An 18,799-nucleotide genomic window follows, 5' to 3' on the forward strand; every position below is an offset into this window, starting at 1 on the left:
CATTATTTTGCCTCCCAAGTGTTCTTTATGCTCATATAGGTCTCGTATGGATTATCCGATTTTGTAATAGATCTGCCTACAACAATGGCGCTTGATCCCAATTCACGAGCCTTTTCAGGTGTCACTACCCGCTTTTGATCATGCAGATTATCGCCGTGAAGTCTAATTCCAGGAGTTACCTTTATAAACGGATAACCAATATGCTGATCGATTATTTTCGCTTCTAATGCGGAACAGACAACTCCATCTAAGCCTGAATCAAAAGTAAGTCTTGCATAATGAAGGATTGATTCATTCAGTGAAGTATTTATTAATTGTTCTGTCTTCATTTGCTCTTCGCTTGTGCTGGTTAACTGTGTAACAGCAATTAATAGAGGGCGCTCTTTCCCATGTTCTGTACCTTCTTCTAATCCGGAAAGAGCGGCCTTCATCATATTAGCACCACCTGCAGCATGCACATTGACCATATCAACCCCTAATTTCGCCAGCCCTTTCATCGCACTGTAAACGGTATTCGGAATATCATGCAACTTTAAATCTAAAAATATCTGATGTCCTCTACTCTTTAATTGTTCTATTAAACTAGGACCTGTTTGATAGTAAAGCTCCATTCCAACCTTTACGTAAAGTGTTTCTTCTCGAAACTGGTTTAAAAAAGAGAGTGTCTCTTGTTCATTTGGGAAATCTAGAGCAATAATCGGCTTAAATGACTTCACTTTTCCAACTCCTTCCGACTATTTCAGAAATATGATCGATTTTTAATTCCGCTAATTTTTCGGGCAGTTCCTTAATTAATGTCGGACATATAAGAGGATCTACAAAATTGGCAGTTCCAATTGCCACAGCACTTGCACCGGCATAAAAATACTCTATAATATCATCCACATGTTGGATTCCGCCCATACCAATAATTGGGATATTCACTTGCTGACTTACCTCATATATCATTCGAATCGCAACAGGCTTAATGGCTGGTCCTGATAATCCACCTGTCCGATTTGCCAGTATTGGGCGACCGGTACGGATATCAATTCTCATCCCAAGTAAAGTATTAATCATCGTTAATCCATCTGCACCTGCATCCTCAACTGCTTTAGCCATTTCTACAATATTTGTCACATTTGGCGATAATTTCACATAAACGGGAACCTCAGATACATCCTTCACTTTTTTTGTTAAATCTCTAGCAACTTCTGGTATTGTACCAAAAGCAATTCCACCCGTTTTAACATTTGGACATGAAATATTCAATTCAAGTGCTTTTACATTTGGTGCCTTTGAAATTTCCTTCGCAACCTCTACATAGTCCTCTACTTGTGAACCTGCAACGTTAGCGATAATCGGAACATCGAATTGTTCCAGCCAAGGAAGTTCATTTGTCAGTACCCCTTGCAGCCCGGGATTTTGTAAACCAATTGCATTCAACATTCCCGCCGGTGTTTCAGCTACTCTTGGCGTAGCATTTCCGAATCTGGACTCATAGGTAGTCGCCTTAATCATGATAGCGCCAAGCATACTTAAATCATAAAATTGACTGTATTCTCTTCCGAACCCAAAGCATCCTGATGCAGGCATAATGGGATTTTTTAAGGAGAGACCAGGTAATTCTATTTGTAATGGATTCATATCATCACCTCTCCCATTCTGAAAACAGGTCCGTCACTGCATACTTTTTGATATTTTTTCATTGTGGGATCGTTCGCCACATGACATACACACGCTAAACAAGCTCCAATTCCGCAGCCCATTCTCTGCTCTAAAGATATATAACCTTTCTTGGTAGCAAACCTTTCTTCCAAAGCTCTTAACATCGGAAGGGGACCACATGAATATAGACATTCAAAATCTATTTTTTCTTTTTCTATTACATCCGTAACAAAACCCTTTGTACCTAAGGACCCGTCTACAGTAGCTACAAAGGTTTTCCCTAATTCAGAGAATTGATCAAGGTAAAACGATTTTTCGACAGATTCAAACCCTAGGACATGGATTACTTCTACCCCTTTGTTTCTTAACTGCAAAGATAGTTCATATAAGGGAGGGACCCCAATCCCTCCGCCTACCAACAATGCAACTTGTCCTTTTCCCAAGTCATCAATCGGAAAGCCATTCCCTAATGGCCCCATTACATTTACCTTGTCACCGCTCCTGCTTTTTGCTAATAGGGAAGTTCCATCGCCTTCTGCACGGTAAATTAAAGTGACCGTTTGCAGATCCTTCCGTATAGCCGCTATGCTGATTGGTCTTCGTAAAAGTGGTGAAACATGTTGATGTACACGGATATGAACAAATTGCCCCGGTTGTTCCATTTCCTCAACAAGATCCCCTTTTAAAGTAAGTTCATAAATATTTGAGGCAATTAATTTTTGCGAAACAATTGTCATGTCCTCTTGTCTGATCATGCAAGTACACTCTCTTTCTCTCTTTGTGCGGGAGCCATTTGCTCTGTTGAAAATGTCATCGATTCTAACACTCTTAAAATGGCTTCAGCTGTATCCAATGATGTTAGACAAGGAATTCCGTTTTCTACTGCCTCCCTGCGAATACGGAAGCCGTCACGTTCAGGCTGCTTGCCTTTTGTTAATGTATTAATCACAAGCTGCACCTTGCCAGTTTTGATCACATCAAGAAGGGTTTCCCCATCTGCGCCGATTTTATCGACAATATCCACTTTTATTCCATTTTCCTTCATAAAGTTCGCTGTTCCGCTTGTAGCAAGTAGTGTATAACCGATATTTGCAAATCGTTTTGCAAGCTCCAGGCTTTCTTCTTTATCCTTATCAGCTACCGTTAAGAGAACCGTACCATAGTTTTGAATTTTCATCCCCGCTGCAACAAGACCTTTGTATAATGCTTTTTCCAAGGTGGTATCTTTGCCCATTACTTCTCCAGTTGATTTCATTTCCGGTCCAAGTGTAATGTCTACCCTTCTAAGCTTCGCAAATGAGAATACAGGAACTTTTACAAAGACGCCTTCTTTTTCAGGAACCAAACCAGTTCCATAATCTAAGTCAGGTAATGGAATTCCTAATATGACCTTTGTAGCAAGATTAGCCATTGGTACATTTGTAATTTTACTTAAAAACGGCACTGTCCGGCTTGATCTTGGATTAACCTCTATTACATAAAGCTCATCATCTGAAATAACATATTGAATATTAAGCAATCCAATTATTTTTAAACCTCTCGCAAGCTTTGTCGTATATTCGACAATTTTTTCTTTCATTTTTAAGGAAATACTTTGTGACGGATAAACAGCTATGGAGTCTCCTGAATGGACGCCTGCCCGCTCGATATGCTCCATAATCCCCGGAATTAATACTTTTTCACCGTCTGAAATGGCATCCACCTCAATTTCCTTTCCTATTAAATATCGATCGACAAGGACTGGATGCTCAGGATTTACCTTCACTGCGTTTGTCATGTAATGTATCAATTCTGCTTCATGGTACACAATTTCCATTGCACGACCACCAAGAACATAAGATGGCCGAACTAATACTGGATATCCGATTTCACTTGCAATTTTCACTGCTTCCTCTACAGAAAATGCAGTTTTTCCTAAAGGCTGAGGAATGTTAAGCTCCATTAACGCTTGCTCAAATTTGTCACGATTCTCTGCTTGATCAAGACTTTCTAGTGATGTTCCCAGTATTTTCACACCGCGTTCTACTAATGCTTGTGCTAGATTAATAGCCGTCTGACCGCCAAATTGTACGATAACCCCTTCCGGCTTTTCTAAATCGACAATATGCATAACATCCTCAATTGTAAGAGGTTCAAAATATAATTTATCCGATATACTAAAGTCAGTGGAGACAGTTTCCGGGTTATTATTGATGATAATTGCTTCATATCCTGCCTCTTGAATGGCCCAAACAGAATGAACCGTAGCATAATCGAATTCCACTCCCTGACCGATTCTAATTGGTCCGGAACCAAGTACGACAACGCTTTTTCGATTTGTTACAATGGATTCATTTTCCTCTTCATAGGTTCCATAATAATATGGAGTTTCTGATTCAAATTCTGCTGCACATGTGTCTACCATTTTATATACAGGCAACAGCTGATTGTCTTTTCTCCATTTGTAAATATCTTTCTCCGTTGCATTCCACAATTTTGCTAGTATATAGTCGGAAAATCCAAGTCTTTTCGCTTCATGTGCTAATTCAGTATCATATGGTGCTTGCTGTAAAGTTGCTTCAAATTGAATTATCTTTTCGATTTTATTTAAGAAGAATAGATCAATTTTACACCAAGCATGAATCTCATCGATGGATACGCCTCTGCGGATAGCTTCCCCTATATAGAAAAGTCTTTCATCCCCTGCTTTTCGGATTCGTTTTTCGATCACTTCCATATCAAACTTTTCTGCATCTGGCAGTTCTAAATGATACACATTGCTCTCTAAAGAACGAATTGCTTTTAATATAGATTCTTCGAAGTTTCTGCCGATGGCCATTACTTCCCCTGTTGCCTTCATCTGTGTTCCAAGGCGGCGATTAGCAGATTCGAATTTATCAAATGGAAAGCGTGGAATCTTTGTTACTACATAATCAAGCGCAGGCTCAAAGCATGCATATGTTTTTCCGGTTACAGGATTCATAATTTCATCCAGTGTTAAACCGACTGCGATTTTTGCTGCCAGCTTTGCGATTGGATATCCAGTTGCTTTGGATGCAAGGGCAGACGATCTGCTGACACGAGGATTAACCTCAATAATGTAGTATTGGAAACTATTTGGATCTAATGCAAGCTGAACATTACAGCCTCCTTCAATTCCTAATGCTCTAATAATTTTTAAAGATACATTGCGAAGCATGTGATATTCTCGATCACTTAATGTTTGGCTTGGTGCAACTACGATGGAATCCCCTGTATGTACTCCTACAGGATCAATGTTTTCCATGTTACAAACAACAATTGCGTTGTCATTTGCATCACGCATTACTTCATATTCAATTTCTTTATATCCGGCAATACTTTTTTCTATTAAACATTGGTGCACTGGACTATTGTTTAATCCGCTATTGACAATTTCTTCTAACTCATGTTCATTTTCGCAAATACCGCCGCCTGTTCCGCCTAATGTATAAGCAGGTCTAACAATGATAGGATAGCCAATTTGCTCTACAAAGGCTTTTGCTTCCTCTAATGTGTGAACAATTTCGCTTTCTGGGACTGGTTCCTTCAAGTCATTCATAAGCTGACGGAAAAGCTCTCTGTCTTCTGCTTGCTCAATGGCGGATAGTCTTGTACCTAAAATTTCCACCTTGCATTCTTCTAAAATTCCCGCTTTATGAAGCTCCATTGCCATGTTTAATCCCGTCTGCCCCCCTAGAGTTGGCAGAATAGCATCTGGTCTTTCTTTACAGATAATTCGGCTAACGAATTCAAGTGTCAATGGTTCAATATAAACAACATCCGCAATTTCTGTATCTGTCATAATGGTTGCTGGATTGGAGTTAACAAGGATAACACGGTATCCTTCTTCTTTTAATGCCAAACAAGCTTGCGTCCCTGCGTAATCAAATTCTGCTGCTTGACCGATGATGATCGGACCGGATCCGATTACTAATATACTGTTAATATCTGTACGTTTAGGCATGTTGCTTCACACTACCTTTCCATTGATCCATTTGTTTTAAAAATTCATCAAAAAGCTCATTAGAATCTTCCGGCCCAGGTGAGGCTTCTGGGTGGTATTGAACTGTAAATGCACTGTATTTCTTATGCTTAAGCCCCTCTATCGTTTGATCATTTAAATTAATCTGGGTAATTTCCAAATCTGTATGTTGAATAGATGCTTCATCGACGGCATATCCGTGGTTTTGAGAAGTAAAGACCACTTTGCCTGTTTTTAAATCTTTAACAGGATGATTTGCACCACGATGGCCGAATTTCAATTTATAGGTGTCTGCACCGCATGCTAGAGCAAATAATTGATGCCCTAAACAAATTCCGAATAAAGGCACTTTCCCTAATAAATCGCGGACCATGTTAATAGCTTCTGGTACATCTTTTGGATCCCCAGGTCCATTGGATAGCATAACCCCATCTGGGTGAAGAGATAGAATTTCCTCAGCGGTTGTATGATATGGAACAACGGTTACATCACAATCACGATTATTTAATTCTCTTAAAATACCATGCTTCGAACCAAAATCAACTAGGACAACTTTATGTCCTCTTCCCGGACTTGGATAAGGATTCTTAGTAGATACTTGTTTTACTTGATCTATAGGAAGTTCTATTTGTTTTAAACGTTCAATAACTTCTTCCGGATTCTCCTTAGTTGAGCAAATAGCACCCTTTAATGTTCCATATTTGCGAATGATACGAGTTAGCTTACGGGTATCAATTCCTTCAATACCTGGAATGCCTTTTCGTTCTAAAAACTCATGGATACTGATATCATTACGCCAGTTTGACGGGTATGTTGCTGCTTCCTTAACGATTAAACCCTTTATAGCAGGATTAATAGATTCAAAGTCTTCTCTATTAATTCCGTAATTACCGATTAAAGGATAGGTTAACGTTACAATTTGACCGCAAAAGGAAGGATCTGTAATGGTTTCCTGGTATCCAGTCATCCCTGTTGTAAAAACAACTTCACCCACTGTTTCGATTTCACTTCCAAATGCATTTCCTACCAATACTGTTCCGTCTTCCAAAATTAATTGTCTTTTCATTCAAACGCACCTCCGTCAGACCATTTTAATTCTCCATCTACAAATGTAGCTACTGGCCATCCTTTACAATTCCAGTTTGTAAATGGCGTGTTTTTACCTTTTGATAAAAATTGTGCTGGGTCAATTGTTTTTTCATTCTGTAAATCTAGTAAAATAATATCTGCGCTTGCGCCTATCTTTAACGTTCCATATGGCAGCTTAAAGCTTTCTGCTGGTTTAATCGTTAACCAATCAACAAGCTGTTTTAATGTAAAGATCCCTTTTTCTACAAAGTTTGTATAAAGCAGCGGAAAAGCTGTTTCCAATCCAACAATTCCAAATGGTGCTGAGGCGTATCCTTTTGCTTTTTCCTCTGCTGCATGAGGAGCATGATCCGTTGCAATAAAATCAATGGTTCCATCTAATAGTCCTTCGATTAATGCTTTTTGATCCGCTTTTCCTCTCAGCGGCGGATTCATTTTATAATTTGTATCCAATGATGGAATATCTTCATCACAAAGCAATAGGTGATGCGGCGTGACCTCTGCCGTTACCTTAATCCCTGCCTTCTTTGCTTCCCTTACCACTCTGACCGATTCTTTTGTACTAATATGGCAAACATGATAATGACAGTTTGTTGATTCAGCAAGCAGCACATCTCTGGCTATTTGTACAGATTCACAGATGGAAGGAATTCCGGAAATTCCATGTTTTTTTGTAAACTCTCCTTCATGATATGCTCCTCCATAAATCAAGGAGTTATCTTCACAATGTGCAACAATGGCCATATCCTGTGCGGCTGCACGCTTCATCGCTTCATGCATGACAGAAGCGGTTTGAACGCCTACTCCATCATCTGTAAATGCAAATGCACCCGCTCTCTTTAATCCGGCAAAATCCGTAAGTTCGTCTCCAGCCTGGTTCATGGTGATCGATGCATATGGCAGAACTCGAACGTGGGCTGTTTCCTTAATACGTTTATGCAGCCATTCCATCTGTTCTGGGGTGTCAGGAACGGGCTTTGTGTTTGGCATTGGCGCAACGGTGGTAAACCCGCCTTTTGCAGCCGCTAATGTACCAGTATCAATCGTTTCTTTATGCTCTCCGCCTGGTTCACGCAAATGAATATGTAAATCTAGAAAACCGGGAGTAACTAAATAGGAGTCTGCAGAAATCTCTTTTTCTCCATGATTCTCTAAATGAGTACCGACTTCATATATTTTTCCGCTCTTAATACGAATATCTGATTTTTGCATTTCACCATTTTCTGTTAAGATCATCCCATTTTTCAATAAGTAATTCATCTTAATTTCCCCCACACTCAAGTATTTGTTTCAGTACAGCCATTCTTACAAAAACTCCATTTTCCATTTGTTTGAAAATTCTTGAGCGCTTCGCTTCCACCAATTCATCCGCTATTTCCACATTGCGGTTAACAGGTGCCGGATGCATAATAATGCTGTTGCGCTTCATACGGCTTTCTCTTTCAAGTGTTAAGCCATATTTTAAGTGGTACTCTTCTGCACTCATACTGGATGTATGATGATGTCGTTCATTTTGAATTCTTAAAAGCATTACGACATCAGACTCTTCTACAGCCCTGTCAATATTCACATAATCTCCTGTATTTAAGAAGGATTCATCAAACCATTCCTCTGGTCCAGAAAATACTACATTTGCCCCAAGCTTACTTAAAGCATCCTTATTAGACCTAGCAACACGGCTATGACTTATGTCACCGATGATGGCAACTTGCAGATCTTTAAATCCACCAAACTCTTGCTGAATCGTAAACAAATCAAGAAGAGATTGTGTTGGATGCTGTCCACAGCCATCTCCGCCATTTATAATTGGAATATTGATTTTGCCAATCAGTGAATCATAGTAACGGTCCTTTGGATGTCTTATAACCGTAATATTTGCCCCTATTACTTCAAAAAGCTTCACTGTATCATAAAGTGATTCACCCTTTGAGACACTTGAGAAATTCACATCAAAAGGAATTACCTCTATTCCTAATTTCTTCTCCGCAACATCAAAGCTGCTTTTGGTCCTGGTGCTTGGTTCATAAAACATATTGACGGCAAAGGTTTGCTGTTTTGGTATCCATATCCCGCCTTTTGAAAAATATTCGGCTTCCTTTAACAATTCTTTTATTTCTTCCATCGAAAGATCTGTAATAGATAGTAGATTCCTCACTGTTATCCCTCCTATAAAAAAACACCCTGCTTCAATCAAGAGCAGGGTGTTATACATAATGTGAATATGTTTAATAAATCGTTCCATATGCACATTAAAACACCCTTTTAAGCCTCTCTGGACTTATTTTAAAAGGTGGTTCCTTATACTGGTTCCTCTTCAAACATGTTCATATCTTCTTTTGGTCTGCCAGGTAGAATTAAATTTAAAATTACTCCTATTATTGCAGCTAATGCCATACTAGATAGCTGAATATCTTTTGTAAGCTTTAAGTATGCCCCACCAACACCTATTACTAAAATAACCGAAGATATAATTAGGTTTCGATTTAAACTAAAATCAACCTTATTGTCAACAAGCATTCTTAAACCGCTGGAAGCGATAATTCCAAAGAGAAGGATGGATACCCCACCCATAACACATGTAGGGATCGTACTTAATAGGGCACTTATTTTTCCGATGAAGCTAAAGCAGATTGCAAAAACCGCCGCCCCTCCGATTACATAAACACTGTATGCTTTTGTAATTGCTAATACCCCAATATTTTCACCATACGTTGTCGTTGGGGGAGCACCAATCAGAGATGCGATCACGATAGAAACCCCGTCACCAAGAATAGATGGGCCTAAACCAGGTTTTGCGACTAAGTCTTTACCCACAACCTTACTTAAAACTAGCTGATGACCAATGTGTTCAGATAAGGTTACGATTGCTACAGGCACCATTAAGAAAAAGATGCTCCAAGAGAATGTAGGTTTATAGGAAGCGAAAGGAAATACTAAATCCGGTAACGCGAACCAATGAGCTCTGATAACAGGTGTAAAATCTACAATTCCAGCAAAAATTGAGATAATATATCCACCCACAATACCAATTAATACAGGTATGATACGGAAAAATCCTTTTAAAAATGCGGAGCTTACTATTGTAATAGCTAATGTGCAAAGTGCGATGGCAATATGTTTAGGACTATAAATTAGATCCTGTGCCGCTGCCCCATAGTTCTTGTACATCGCCATACTACAAGCTGTTCCGGCAACTCCTAGCCCAATAACGATTATCACAGGACCAACCACCACCGGAGGTAGAAGTTTCATTAACCACTTATATCCCGCTTTCGCTATGATAAGGGCAACAATACCATACGCAATACCTGCAAGAAATGTTCCCATCATCGCGGCTCCAGGACCTCCTGCAGCTTTTGCTGTAATTAGAGGAGCGATAAATGCAAAGCTGGAGCCTAAATACGCTGGAACCTGACCTCTTGTTATTAAAATATATGCTAATGTCCCTAGACCACTTGATGCTAATGCAACAGCAGGACTTAATCCAACTAGCATTGGTACGAGTACGGTAGAACCAAACATGGCAAAAAGATGTTGGATACTTAAGCTAACCCATTTAGTAAATCCCGGTTTTTCGTGAATATCTAGTACAGTTTCTTGGTTCTTCCCCATTTTTACTCCTCCTCGAGTATTTTCTTAAGTTGAATAAAATCATGGTGATAAAAAAACCCTCTTTACAGCTGTGCAGCTACAAAGAGGGTTATTCAAACAGGCATGCTTTGCCCGTAAATCCCACCTTTGTCAGCCTCACAGGACTGTCTTTAAAAGGTTGGTCTATTTAATTTTCATAAATACTTACTTTATCTAAATCATCCACTTCCATTAACTCTACCACAATTTTTTCGGAGCTTGATGTCGGTATATTTTTCCCGATAAAATCAGCACGAATTGGAAGCTCCCTATGACCTCTGTCTACAAGGACGGCAAGCTGAATTTGTGATGGCCTGCCTATATCCATTAAAGCATCCATTGCAGCTCTTACGGTTCTTCCCGTGTATAATACATCATCAACGAGAATTACTTTTTTATTTGTAATATCAACGGGAATATTCGACCCTTTTACTTCCGGTTCCGCATCATTTGTTTTGATTGTCAGATCATCTCGGTATAGCGTTATATCAAGATCGCCTACAACAATTGGTCGCCCTTCAATTTTCTCAATTCTTTCAGCTAATCTTTTAGCAATATGAATGCCTCTTGTTTTGATGCCAACCAGGACACAATCATCAATACCTTTGTTTTTTTCGATGATTTCATGTGCAGTTCTTGTTAATGATCGACTGATAGCTTGTTCATCGAGTACGACTGCTTTTTGAATCACTATTATCACCCCGTAAGAAACATTGTTTAGTGATACGACAAAACCCTCTCATGTTAACCTGAGAGGGCATACGTTACCTACTACATAAATTCTATCCGTATCCTTCTCAGCCTCTCTGGACTGGGTTAAAGGGCTTATTTAACTATTAATAGATTATCCTTTTTATCGAAACATGTCAATCATTATTTTCGAATAACATGTAAAAGCTGTGAAAAGTATTCTGGCAATGGGGCTTCAAATTCCATATATTCTTCTGTCCTAGGATGCACAAATCCTAATACTCCAGCATGCAGCGCTTGCCCATCGATATCTAAAGTCTTTCTTGGGCCGTACTTAGGATCTCCTGCAAGTGGAAAACCAATATATTTCATATGTACCCGAATTTGATGGGTTCTTCCTGTTTCCAATTCACATTCGATATATGAATATTGATCAAATCTCTCTAATACACGAAAATGGGTAACGGCATGCTTTCCATTATCCACTACTGTCATTCTTTGCCTATCCTCAGGATCTCTTCCAATTGGCGCATCAATAGTCCCATAATCATGAGGTATTACTCCATGAACAATCGCATAGTATTTTCGTGTCACTGATTTTTCCACTAATTGATTGACAAGCTTTTCATGTGCTAAATCATTTTTCGCCACCATTAAAAGTCCTGATGTATCTTTATCAATTCGATGAACAATCCCCGGTCTTAATATTCCATTAATCCCGGATAAATCCTTACAATGCGCCATTAAACCATTTACTAATGTTCCTGACATATGACCTGGTGCAGGATGAACTACCATTCCTTTTGGCTTATTAACGACTAATACATCGCTGTCTTCATAATAAATGTCAAGATTCATTTCTTCAGGAATAACATCCAAATTTTGCGGTTCAGGAATGTTAATCAGAATTTTATCTCCAATACTGCATTTGTAATTTGATTTTACAGTATTTTCGTTAACAGATACATTTCCCTCTTTAATCCATTGCTGAACCTGTGATCTGGACCATTCATCATTAATGCCAGATAAAACTTTATCGATTCTCTCGTTTTTTTCATTTTCCTGAATGATGTGTTCCATTATTTCCATATGTTTTCTCCTTTGAACCGAACTCTTCTATTAGCATGTAGATAATTAACAGAATCACACCAATCGTCAATGCAGAATCTGCAATATTGAATATCGGAAAATCATATCCAAAAATATACGTATGGATAAAATCAACCACTTGTTTTCTAAAAATCCTATCGATAAAATTTCCAATTGCTCCGCCAAGCATAAAGCCAAGGCTAATACCCAATAGTACTTTTCCTTTGGTATATTTTTGCATATAATAAACGATTCCAACGACAACTACTACTGTTATTAAATAAAAGAGCCACATTTGTCCTTGTAAAATTCCCCATGCAGCACCCTGATTACGGTGTGATGTAATGTAAAATATATTTTTTATGATAGGGATACTTTCACCAAATTCCATATTTTTTACTACAAGCCATTTAGTAAATTGATCTAATGCAATAATAAAAAGTGCGATAATATAATAAACCACGAAAAAGCTACCCCCGAATCCATATGTATTATATTCATTCGAGTCATACTCAAATGAACACATGTTTCTTTAGAATTTTAGCATACTCTATGGACCTAGGGAAGATTTAGTATTTTTCCTTAATGTCTAATCCTTTATGAGTACATGTTCATCAAAGTTATTCTTTTAATATATTGCATGTTCACACGTATGCATAAAGCACTTAATTAAATGGGATTGATACTTTTACATAATTCCTTAATTCATACCATTCGTCAGAGCTTTTTAGTGTAGGTATAGTAACTAGCCAATTACTTGGTATTGATTCACCACTTTCTTCACAAGTGCCGAATTGACCTGTATTCCATTTTGACAAAGCAACATTAATATCACTTAATTCTTCTTTGATGAGGGTTTGAATCATTTCATTATTTGTTGTATATGCAGTTAATTCTTCCTTTAAAGATTGCAGCAAACAGAATAATTGATCATGTTGATTACTCACATTCATCCCTCCAATGTTTTGTTATCCATTAGTGTACCCACCAATAAAAAGTTTTTCGGGAGTAACTGTTGCAAAATGTACTAAACATTGGAAAATAAGTGCCTGACACCTCCATGGTGTCAGGCAACATTTTTAAATATATTCTTTTTCTACAACAGATGCGCAACGTAAGCATAGAGTTGGATGCTTTTCATCTTGACCTACATTAGGTGTAACAACCCAGCATCTTTCACAAGTTTCACCATCTGCTTTTTCGACAACAATCGCTGCATGTTCAAGCTTAACGGCATTTTCTGGAGCTTCCTCATATGCACCGACAACTTCATAACCGGAAACGATGAACAATTGTTTCATGTTCTCAGAGATGCTGTCAAGCAATTCCTTTGTATCCTTATTTACATACAACGAAATTTTTGCCGACAATGATTTACCGATTACTTTTTCATTTCGTGCTTCTTCTAGAGCTTTTAAAACATCATCGCGAAGATTTAAGAATTTATCCCATTTTCCCTCAAGTTCTTTAGCATTTTCAAGTTCTTTAGGCTCCGGCATATCTGTTAATTGAACACTATCTTCCTCAACACCCGGGATGAAAGACCAAACTTCATCAGCTGTATGAGGCAAGATTGGTGACAGAAGCTTAGTAAGAGATGTTAAACATTCATACAATACTGTTTGCATCGCACGACGCTCATAATTATCTTTTGCCTCAATATATAAAACATCTTTAGCAAAATCTAAGTAGAAAGAACTTAAATCGAGTGTACAGAAATTATTCACAGCATGATAGATGCTGGCAAACTCATAATTTTCATAAGACGCGCGAACATGTTTCACTAATTTATTTAATTTTACAAGCAGGAATTGATCTACTTCTCGTAATTTCTCATATGAAATACTGTCCGTGCTTGGATTAAAGTCATTTAAGTTTCCAAGCAAGAATCGGAATGTATTACGGATTTTGCGATATACTTCTGATACTTGTTTCAAAATAGCATCAGAAACCCGAACATCTGATTGATAATCTACAGATGCTACCCACAGACGAACAATATCAGCACCCAGTTGATTAATTACCTTGCTCGGTAAAATAACATTGCCTAAAGATTTACTCATTTTTCTGCCTTCACCGTCTAAAGTGAATCCATGGCTTAAAATTCCTTTATACGGAGCTTTTCCAGTTACTGCAACAGCCGTTGTTAAAGAAGAATTAAACCATCCGCGATATTGGTCAGAGCCTTCTAAATATAAATCAGCTGGACGTTGTAATTCATCACGTTCAACTAAAACGGCTTGATGAGAAGATCCTGAATCAAACCAAACATCCATAATATCCGTTTCTTTCGTAAATGTACCATTTGGACTGCTTGGATGTGTAAATCCTTCAGGTAATAAATCCTTTGTCTCTCTTTCAAACCACACATTTGATCCATGTTCACGGAATAAATTAGAGATATGTTCGATTGTTTCATCCGTAATAATTGGATCTCCATTTTCTGCATAAAATACCGGAATTGGCACACCCCATGCACGCTGACGGGAAATACACCAATCTCCACGGTCGCGAATCATATTAAATAATCTTGTTTCTCCCCAAGCAGGAACCCATTTCACTTCTTTCACTGCTTCAAGAAGTTCTTCACGGAATGCGTCAATGGATGCAAACCATTGTGCTGTTGCGCGGAAAATAACCGGTTTCTTTGTACGCCAATCATGCGGATAAGAGTGCGTGATGAAATTTAATTTTAATAACGCTCCTACTTCTTCCAGCTTCTGAGTAATTGGTTTATTTGCTTCATCATAGAACAAACCTTCAAATCCCGGTGCTTCAGAAGTCATATATCCTTTATCATCCACTGGACATAGAACATCTAAATTGTATTTTTTTCCAACAATAAAGTCGTCTTCTCCATGACCAGGAGCCGTATGAACACATCCTGTACCGGAATCAGTTGTAACATGTTCCCCTAACATGACTAGTGAATCTCTGTCATATAAAGGATGTTTGGCAATAATATATTCTAAATCCTTACCTGCTACGGTTTTAACAGTTTGTGGATTTTCCCATTCTAATACAGAAGTAACTTCCTCTAATAGCGCTTCAGCAACAACATATTTTTGATTGTTTACTTCCACCACAACATATTTTAGGTCAGGATGGACAGAAATTCCAAGGTTTGCTGGAATGGTCCATGGTGTTGTTGTCCAAATGATAATATTCGTACCGCTTTCTAAAACACCTTTACCATCCTTCACTTCAAATGCTACATAGATGGATGCAGAGCGCTTATCTTTATATTCAATTTCAGCTTCCGCAAGGGCAGATTCACTGGACGGAGACCAATATACCGGTTTAAGTCCTTTATAGATATATCCCTTTTTCGCCATTTCACCAAATACTTTAATTTGCTGTGCTTCATATTCGGGTTTTAATGTGAGATACGGATTCTCCCAATCACCGCGGACACCTAGGCGCTTAAAAGCAGTACGTTGATTATCAACTTGTTCATAAGCATATTCAGCACATAATTTGCGAAATTCTGCTACAGACATTTCTTTTCTTTTAACACCTTTATTCGTTAATGCTTGTTCAATAGGTAATCCATGTGTATCCCAACCTGGTACATATGGTGCGTTGTAGCCTGTCATAGACTTAAAACGGACAATGAAATCCTTTAAAGTTTTATTTAAAGCGTGCCCCATATGAAGATCACCATTAGCATATGGCGGTCCATCATGAAGAACAAACATTGGCCTTCCTTTTGTACGTTCTTGGACCTTTTGATAAATGCTCATACTTTCCCACTTTTCCTGAATTTCAGGTTCTCTTTTAGGTAAATTTCCTCTCATAGGGAAATCCGTTTTTGGCATTAATAACGTATCTTTATATTCCACAATTTTTCCTCCTACAAAAAAGATTCACGGTGACATTTTAATTCTTATTAGTTATTAACAAATAAACAACAAAAAAACCCTCTCATCCCAATAGGGACGAGAAGGTTTTCCCGCGGTACCACCCTGCTAGACAATGTATCCACTGTCCACTCATGCATTCGTAACGTGAATGAACGCCATCATTTACTTACGCGCGCTCCCGCGTTTTCAAATCAAGAACTCGAGGGTGATCTTCCAGTTATTGCTTATACCAAGCTTCCACTATCCTTGGCTCGCTTCAATAAGATAAAAATAACTTTACTGTCCCTGTCATCGTTTAACTATTATTTTTCTATTATATGTGACAAATTTTTATTCCGTCAAGATTATTTGAGGTTCTTTTCGCAAACTTTGTTGTTTTATTATCAATAACTGCTACATAAATAAAGTTATCTTGAATTGAATTTATTAGAATGGTACGAAAAGATGTCCCTCATCTATACTAGTACGGGATTAGGAATTTATTTACAAATAACAAACTTTTGCGAGTACATTCTCATTTAACTTCTTCTTCAAGATTTAATTCTGTCGCATCAATTTCAAATTCCATTAATTTATCCCAGTCATCATTTCTTAATAAATCTAGCTGAGCCTCGATTAGCATTTTAAATCGGGTTCTAAATACTTTAGACTGTTTTTTTAGCTCCTCGATTTCCATTGCTATCTTTCGGGCTTTAGAAAGTGCCTCATTCACTATTCGATCCGCATTTTTTTCCGCTTCACGAATAATTAATTTTGCTTCTTTCTGTGCATTTCCCTTAACTTCTTCCGCTGCTTCCTGGGCAACGATAATAGATTTATGCAAGGTTTCCTCAATATTAGTAAAGTGACCAAGCCGTTCATTGGATGATGATAATTTTTCATCTAATTCTTTCTTTTCGCGAATAAGCAATTCATAGTCTTTAATGATTTGGTCTAGGAATTCATTTACTTCATCTTCATCATAACCGCGAAACCCTCTGCTAAACTCCTTATTATGTATGTCCAAAGGCGTTAAAGGCATATATGCCACCTCCACTTTATGTTATCTATATTTTTGTAGGTATAATCCGATCAATCTTTCAGAAATCGATCACTTTATTTTATTATACTGAATTTCGACAGTATTAGGGGAATTTCCTGCAAATTTTTCATTTAAATGAAAAGAATGTATAAATTTTTTCATATAAGTATTTCAAGTGGTTATCTTTGTCTAACTTCAGCGTTTATCGCCTATAAGGAGTTTCCTCTTTTCTTATTTTAATATTCCAACTTTCAATCGCCATTTATCCTTTTTTGTTTGACCTTCGATTGTAATGATTTTACTTCGTCCATATCCACGAGCGGAAATAACATCTCCTTCATCACAAACAAACGAAACTTGTTCCACTTCTTTCCAGTTAACCTTCACAAGCCCATGTTGAATAAGCGTTTGTGCCTTTTGTCTAGAAATTGGATAAACAGAGGAAAGAATGGCATCCAGTCGCAACGCACTTACCGTAGTGGATTGCTCCTTCCACTCTTCGCTGGAAGTAATAATTTGGTTAAGAGGCAACTCTACTAATTGGATTTTGCTTTTTCCAATTTGCTTTAATTCCATCTTAACATAATCTATCATTTCAGAAGGGACAATAAATTGAATTCGGTTATTTTGGACTAATATATCACCGAATTTTTCCCTTTTTAAACCGATTGACATTAAAGAGCCTAAAACTTGTCTATGGCTTAGTGTTACAAATTTGCTCGGATACACTATTTCCAATAGTGATGTTTGGAAATCATTGTTCTCTGGTATCAGATAATCAGGATATAATAACATCCTTTTTCTTTCTGCTCCATCATATCCGCCAAATTCACCATATTTTACTTGCGAATGAGTGCCGATGATTGTTTTTACAATATGTATCTGCCTAGGATCTAAAAAGTCACTTAGTTTGGATGAATAAGAATCCTCTACAAATTGCTGCCAATTCAAAACTTGGTCGATAAATTCTTTTTCATCTGGTCTAAAATGTTGATAAATATTACTCATAATAATCCTCTCAATTTCGAAAATAAAAAGGGGTGCCTCAAATCAGCAGCCCTTTTACATTAACCAACCATGTATTTGACCAATTCCTGCACGAGCTAATTGTAAAACAATCAAGGCAACGATTGGTGAGATATCAATCATTCCTAATGGCGGAATAATACGTCTGAATGGTTCCAAATATGGTTCACAAATACGGGCAAATAAATTTCCTACAGAAGTTTGCTGCGCATTAAACCATGACATAAATATATAAATAATTACTACATATGAATAAATGTTTAGAAGCTCAATTAATAGCCAAAATATAAAACTCATTTATTCTAGGACCACCTCGAATCAAAATTAGTATCTTGAATTAACTCTGAAATATTACCGGATACCTCTACATTATCAGGTGTACATAAAAATATATTACTACCAATGCGCTGTATATCTCCGCCGATAGCATAGACAGTACCGCTCAAAAAATCAATGATCCGTTTCGCCTGATCATGCTGAATACGTTGAAGGTTTACCACCACAGATCTGCGATTTTTTAAATGATCTGCGATTTCTTGGGCCTCCGCATATACTCTTGGTTCAATTAATACTACTTTAGAACCTTTTGTGACGCTTTGCAAACTAACAATGTTTTGCTTTGAAGAAGACTGATTATATCTTGGAGCTGGTTCAGGCTCATGTTCCACTTCATGTCCCATTTTTTCTTCTTCCATATCATCATATTCATCATCCAGTAAAAAAAATGTTTTAATTTTTGATTTTATACCCATTTACATACAC

17 protein-coding genes and 1 other annotated feature are annotated in these 18,799 nt (G+C 37.7%); all 17 genes read right to left on the reverse strand.

Annotated elements, in window-relative coordinates; translation table 11 throughout:
• Nucleotides 1-2 precede the first annotated feature (2 nt).
• Nucleotides 3-716: an orotidine-5'-phosphate decarboxylase gene (gene pyrF / locus NSQ59_RS16960; protein WP_055740473.1), complete on the reverse strand. Its 714-nt coding sequence runs from the start codon at nucleotides 714-716 to the stop codon at nucleotides 3-5.
• Nucleotides 703-1,626, reverse strand: coding sequence for a dihydroorotate dehydrogenase (locus NSQ59_RS16965; protein WP_055740474.1), 924 nt, complete (start codon nucleotides 1,624-1,626; stop codon nucleotides 703-705). The genes pyrF and NSQ59_RS16965 overlap by 14 nt, the downstream gene beginning before the upstream one ends.
• A complete protein-coding gene (locus tag NSQ59_RS16970) occupies nucleotides 1,623-2,402 on the reverse strand; it encodes a dihydroorotate dehydrogenase electron transfer subunit (protein ID WP_340832347.1) in 780 nt (259 codons plus the stop codon). Before NSQ59_RS16970 ends, NSQ59_RS16965 begins: the two co-directional genes overlap by 4 nt.
• Nucleotides 2,399-5,611 carry a carbamoyl-phosphate synthase large subunit gene (gene carB / locus NSQ59_RS16975; protein WP_055740476.1) on the reverse strand — a complete coding sequence of 1,071 codons (3,213 nt, stop codon included), beginning with the start codon at nucleotides 5,609-5,611 and terminating at the stop codon, nucleotides 2,399-2,401. Before carB ends, NSQ59_RS16970 begins: the two co-directional genes overlap by 4 nt.
• Complete coding sequence (locus tag NSQ59_RS16980) at nucleotides 5,604-6,695, reverse strand: carbamoyl phosphate synthase small subunit (protein ID WP_055740477.1); 1,092 nt, start codon at nucleotides 6,693-6,695, stop codon at nucleotides 5,604-5,606. Before NSQ59_RS16980 ends, carB begins: the two co-directional genes overlap by 8 nt.
• The gene (locus tag NSQ59_RS16985; protein ID WP_055740478.1) at nucleotides 6,692-7,978 is read right to left on the reverse strand and encodes a dihydroorotase; all 1,287 of its coding nucleotides are present in this window, start codon (nucleotides 7,976-7,978) and stop codon (nucleotides 6,692-6,694) included. The genes NSQ59_RS16980 and NSQ59_RS16985 overlap by 4 nt, the downstream gene beginning before the upstream one ends.
• 1 nt (nucleotide 7,979) lies before the next feature.
• The gene (locus NSQ59_RS16990) at nucleotides 7,980-8,873 is read right to left on the reverse strand and encodes an aspartate carbamoyltransferase catalytic subunit (RefSeq protein ID WP_055740479.1); all 894 of its coding nucleotides are present in this window, start codon (nucleotides 8,871-8,873) and stop codon (nucleotides 7,980-7,982) included.
• A 143-nt stretch (nucleotides 8,874-9,016) separates the two neighbouring features.
• Nucleotides 9,017-10,330 carry a solute carrier family 23 protein gene (locus tag NSQ59_RS16995; protein WP_055740480.1) on the reverse strand — a complete coding sequence of 438 codons (1,314 nt, stop codon included), beginning with the start codon at nucleotides 10,328-10,330 and terminating at the stop codon, nucleotides 9,017-9,019.
• Between the two features lie 166 nt (nucleotides 10,331-10,496).
• Nucleotides 10,497-11,036, reverse strand: coding sequence for a bifunctional pyr operon transcriptional regulator/uracil phosphoribosyltransferase PyrR (pyrR, locus tag NSQ59_RS17000; RefSeq protein WP_055741255.1), 540 nt, complete (start codon nucleotides 11,034-11,036; stop codon nucleotides 10,497-10,499).
• 185 nt (nucleotides 11,037-11,221) lie between these two features.
• Complete coding sequence (locus NSQ59_RS17005; protein WP_055740481.1) at nucleotides 11,222-12,127, reverse strand: RluA family pseudouridine synthase; 906 nt, start codon at nucleotides 12,125-12,127, stop codon at nucleotides 11,222-11,224.
• Entirely contained in the window at nucleotides 12,093-12,590 is a 498-nt protein-coding gene (gene lspA / locus NSQ59_RS17010; RefSeq protein WP_055740482.1) for a signal peptidase II, read from the reverse strand. Before lspA ends, NSQ59_RS17005 begins: the two co-directional genes overlap by 35 nt.
• 202 nt (nucleotides 12,591-12,792) lie before the next feature.
• Nucleotides 12,793-13,074 (reverse strand): hypothetical protein, encoded by a 282-nt coding sequence (locus NSQ59_RS17015; RefSeq protein WP_055740483.1) that lies wholly within the window; start codon nucleotides 13,072-13,074, stop codon nucleotides 12,793-12,795.
• A 132-nt stretch (nucleotides 13,075-13,206) separates the two neighbouring features.
• Nucleotides 13,207-15,969 (reverse strand): isoleucine--tRNA ligase, encoded by a 2,763-nt coding sequence (ileS, locus tag NSQ59_RS17020; protein ID WP_055740484.1) that lies wholly within the window; start codon nucleotides 15,967-15,969, stop codon nucleotides 13,207-13,209.
• Between the two features lie 89 nt (nucleotides 15,970-16,058).
• Nucleotides 16,059-16,291, reverse strand: a binding site (T-box leader).
• 213 nt (nucleotides 16,292-16,504) lie between these two features.
• On the reverse strand, nucleotides 16,505-17,011 hold the full coding sequence (locus tag NSQ59_RS17025; RefSeq protein WP_055740485.1) for a DivIVA domain-containing protein: 507 nt from the start codon (nucleotides 17,009-17,011) through the stop codon (nucleotides 16,505-16,507).
• A 231-nt stretch (nucleotides 17,012-17,242) separates the two neighbouring features.
• On the reverse strand, nucleotides 17,243-18,019 hold the full coding sequence (locus tag NSQ59_RS17030; RefSeq protein WP_055740486.1) for a YlmH family RNA-binding protein: 777 nt from the start codon (nucleotides 18,017-18,019) through the stop codon (nucleotides 17,243-17,245).
• A gap of 54 nt (nucleotides 18,020-18,073) precedes the next feature.
• Entirely contained in the window at nucleotides 18,074-18,334 is a 261-nt protein-coding gene (locus NSQ59_RS17035) for a YggT family protein (RefSeq protein WP_055740487.1), read from the reverse strand.
• 5 nt (nucleotides 18,335-18,339) lie between these two features.
• Nucleotides 18,340-18,789: a cell division protein SepF gene (locus NSQ59_RS17040; protein ID WP_055740488.1), complete on the reverse strand. Its 450-nt coding sequence runs from the start codon at nucleotides 18,787-18,789 to the stop codon at nucleotides 18,340-18,342.
• Nucleotides 18,790-18,799: the final 10 nt, after the last annotated feature.

The organism is Margalitia sp. FSL K6-0131 (genome assembly GCF_038008735.1).
Classification (GTDB): Bacteria; Bacillota; Bacilli; order Bacillales; family Bacillaceae_C; genus Margalitia; species Margalitia shackletonii.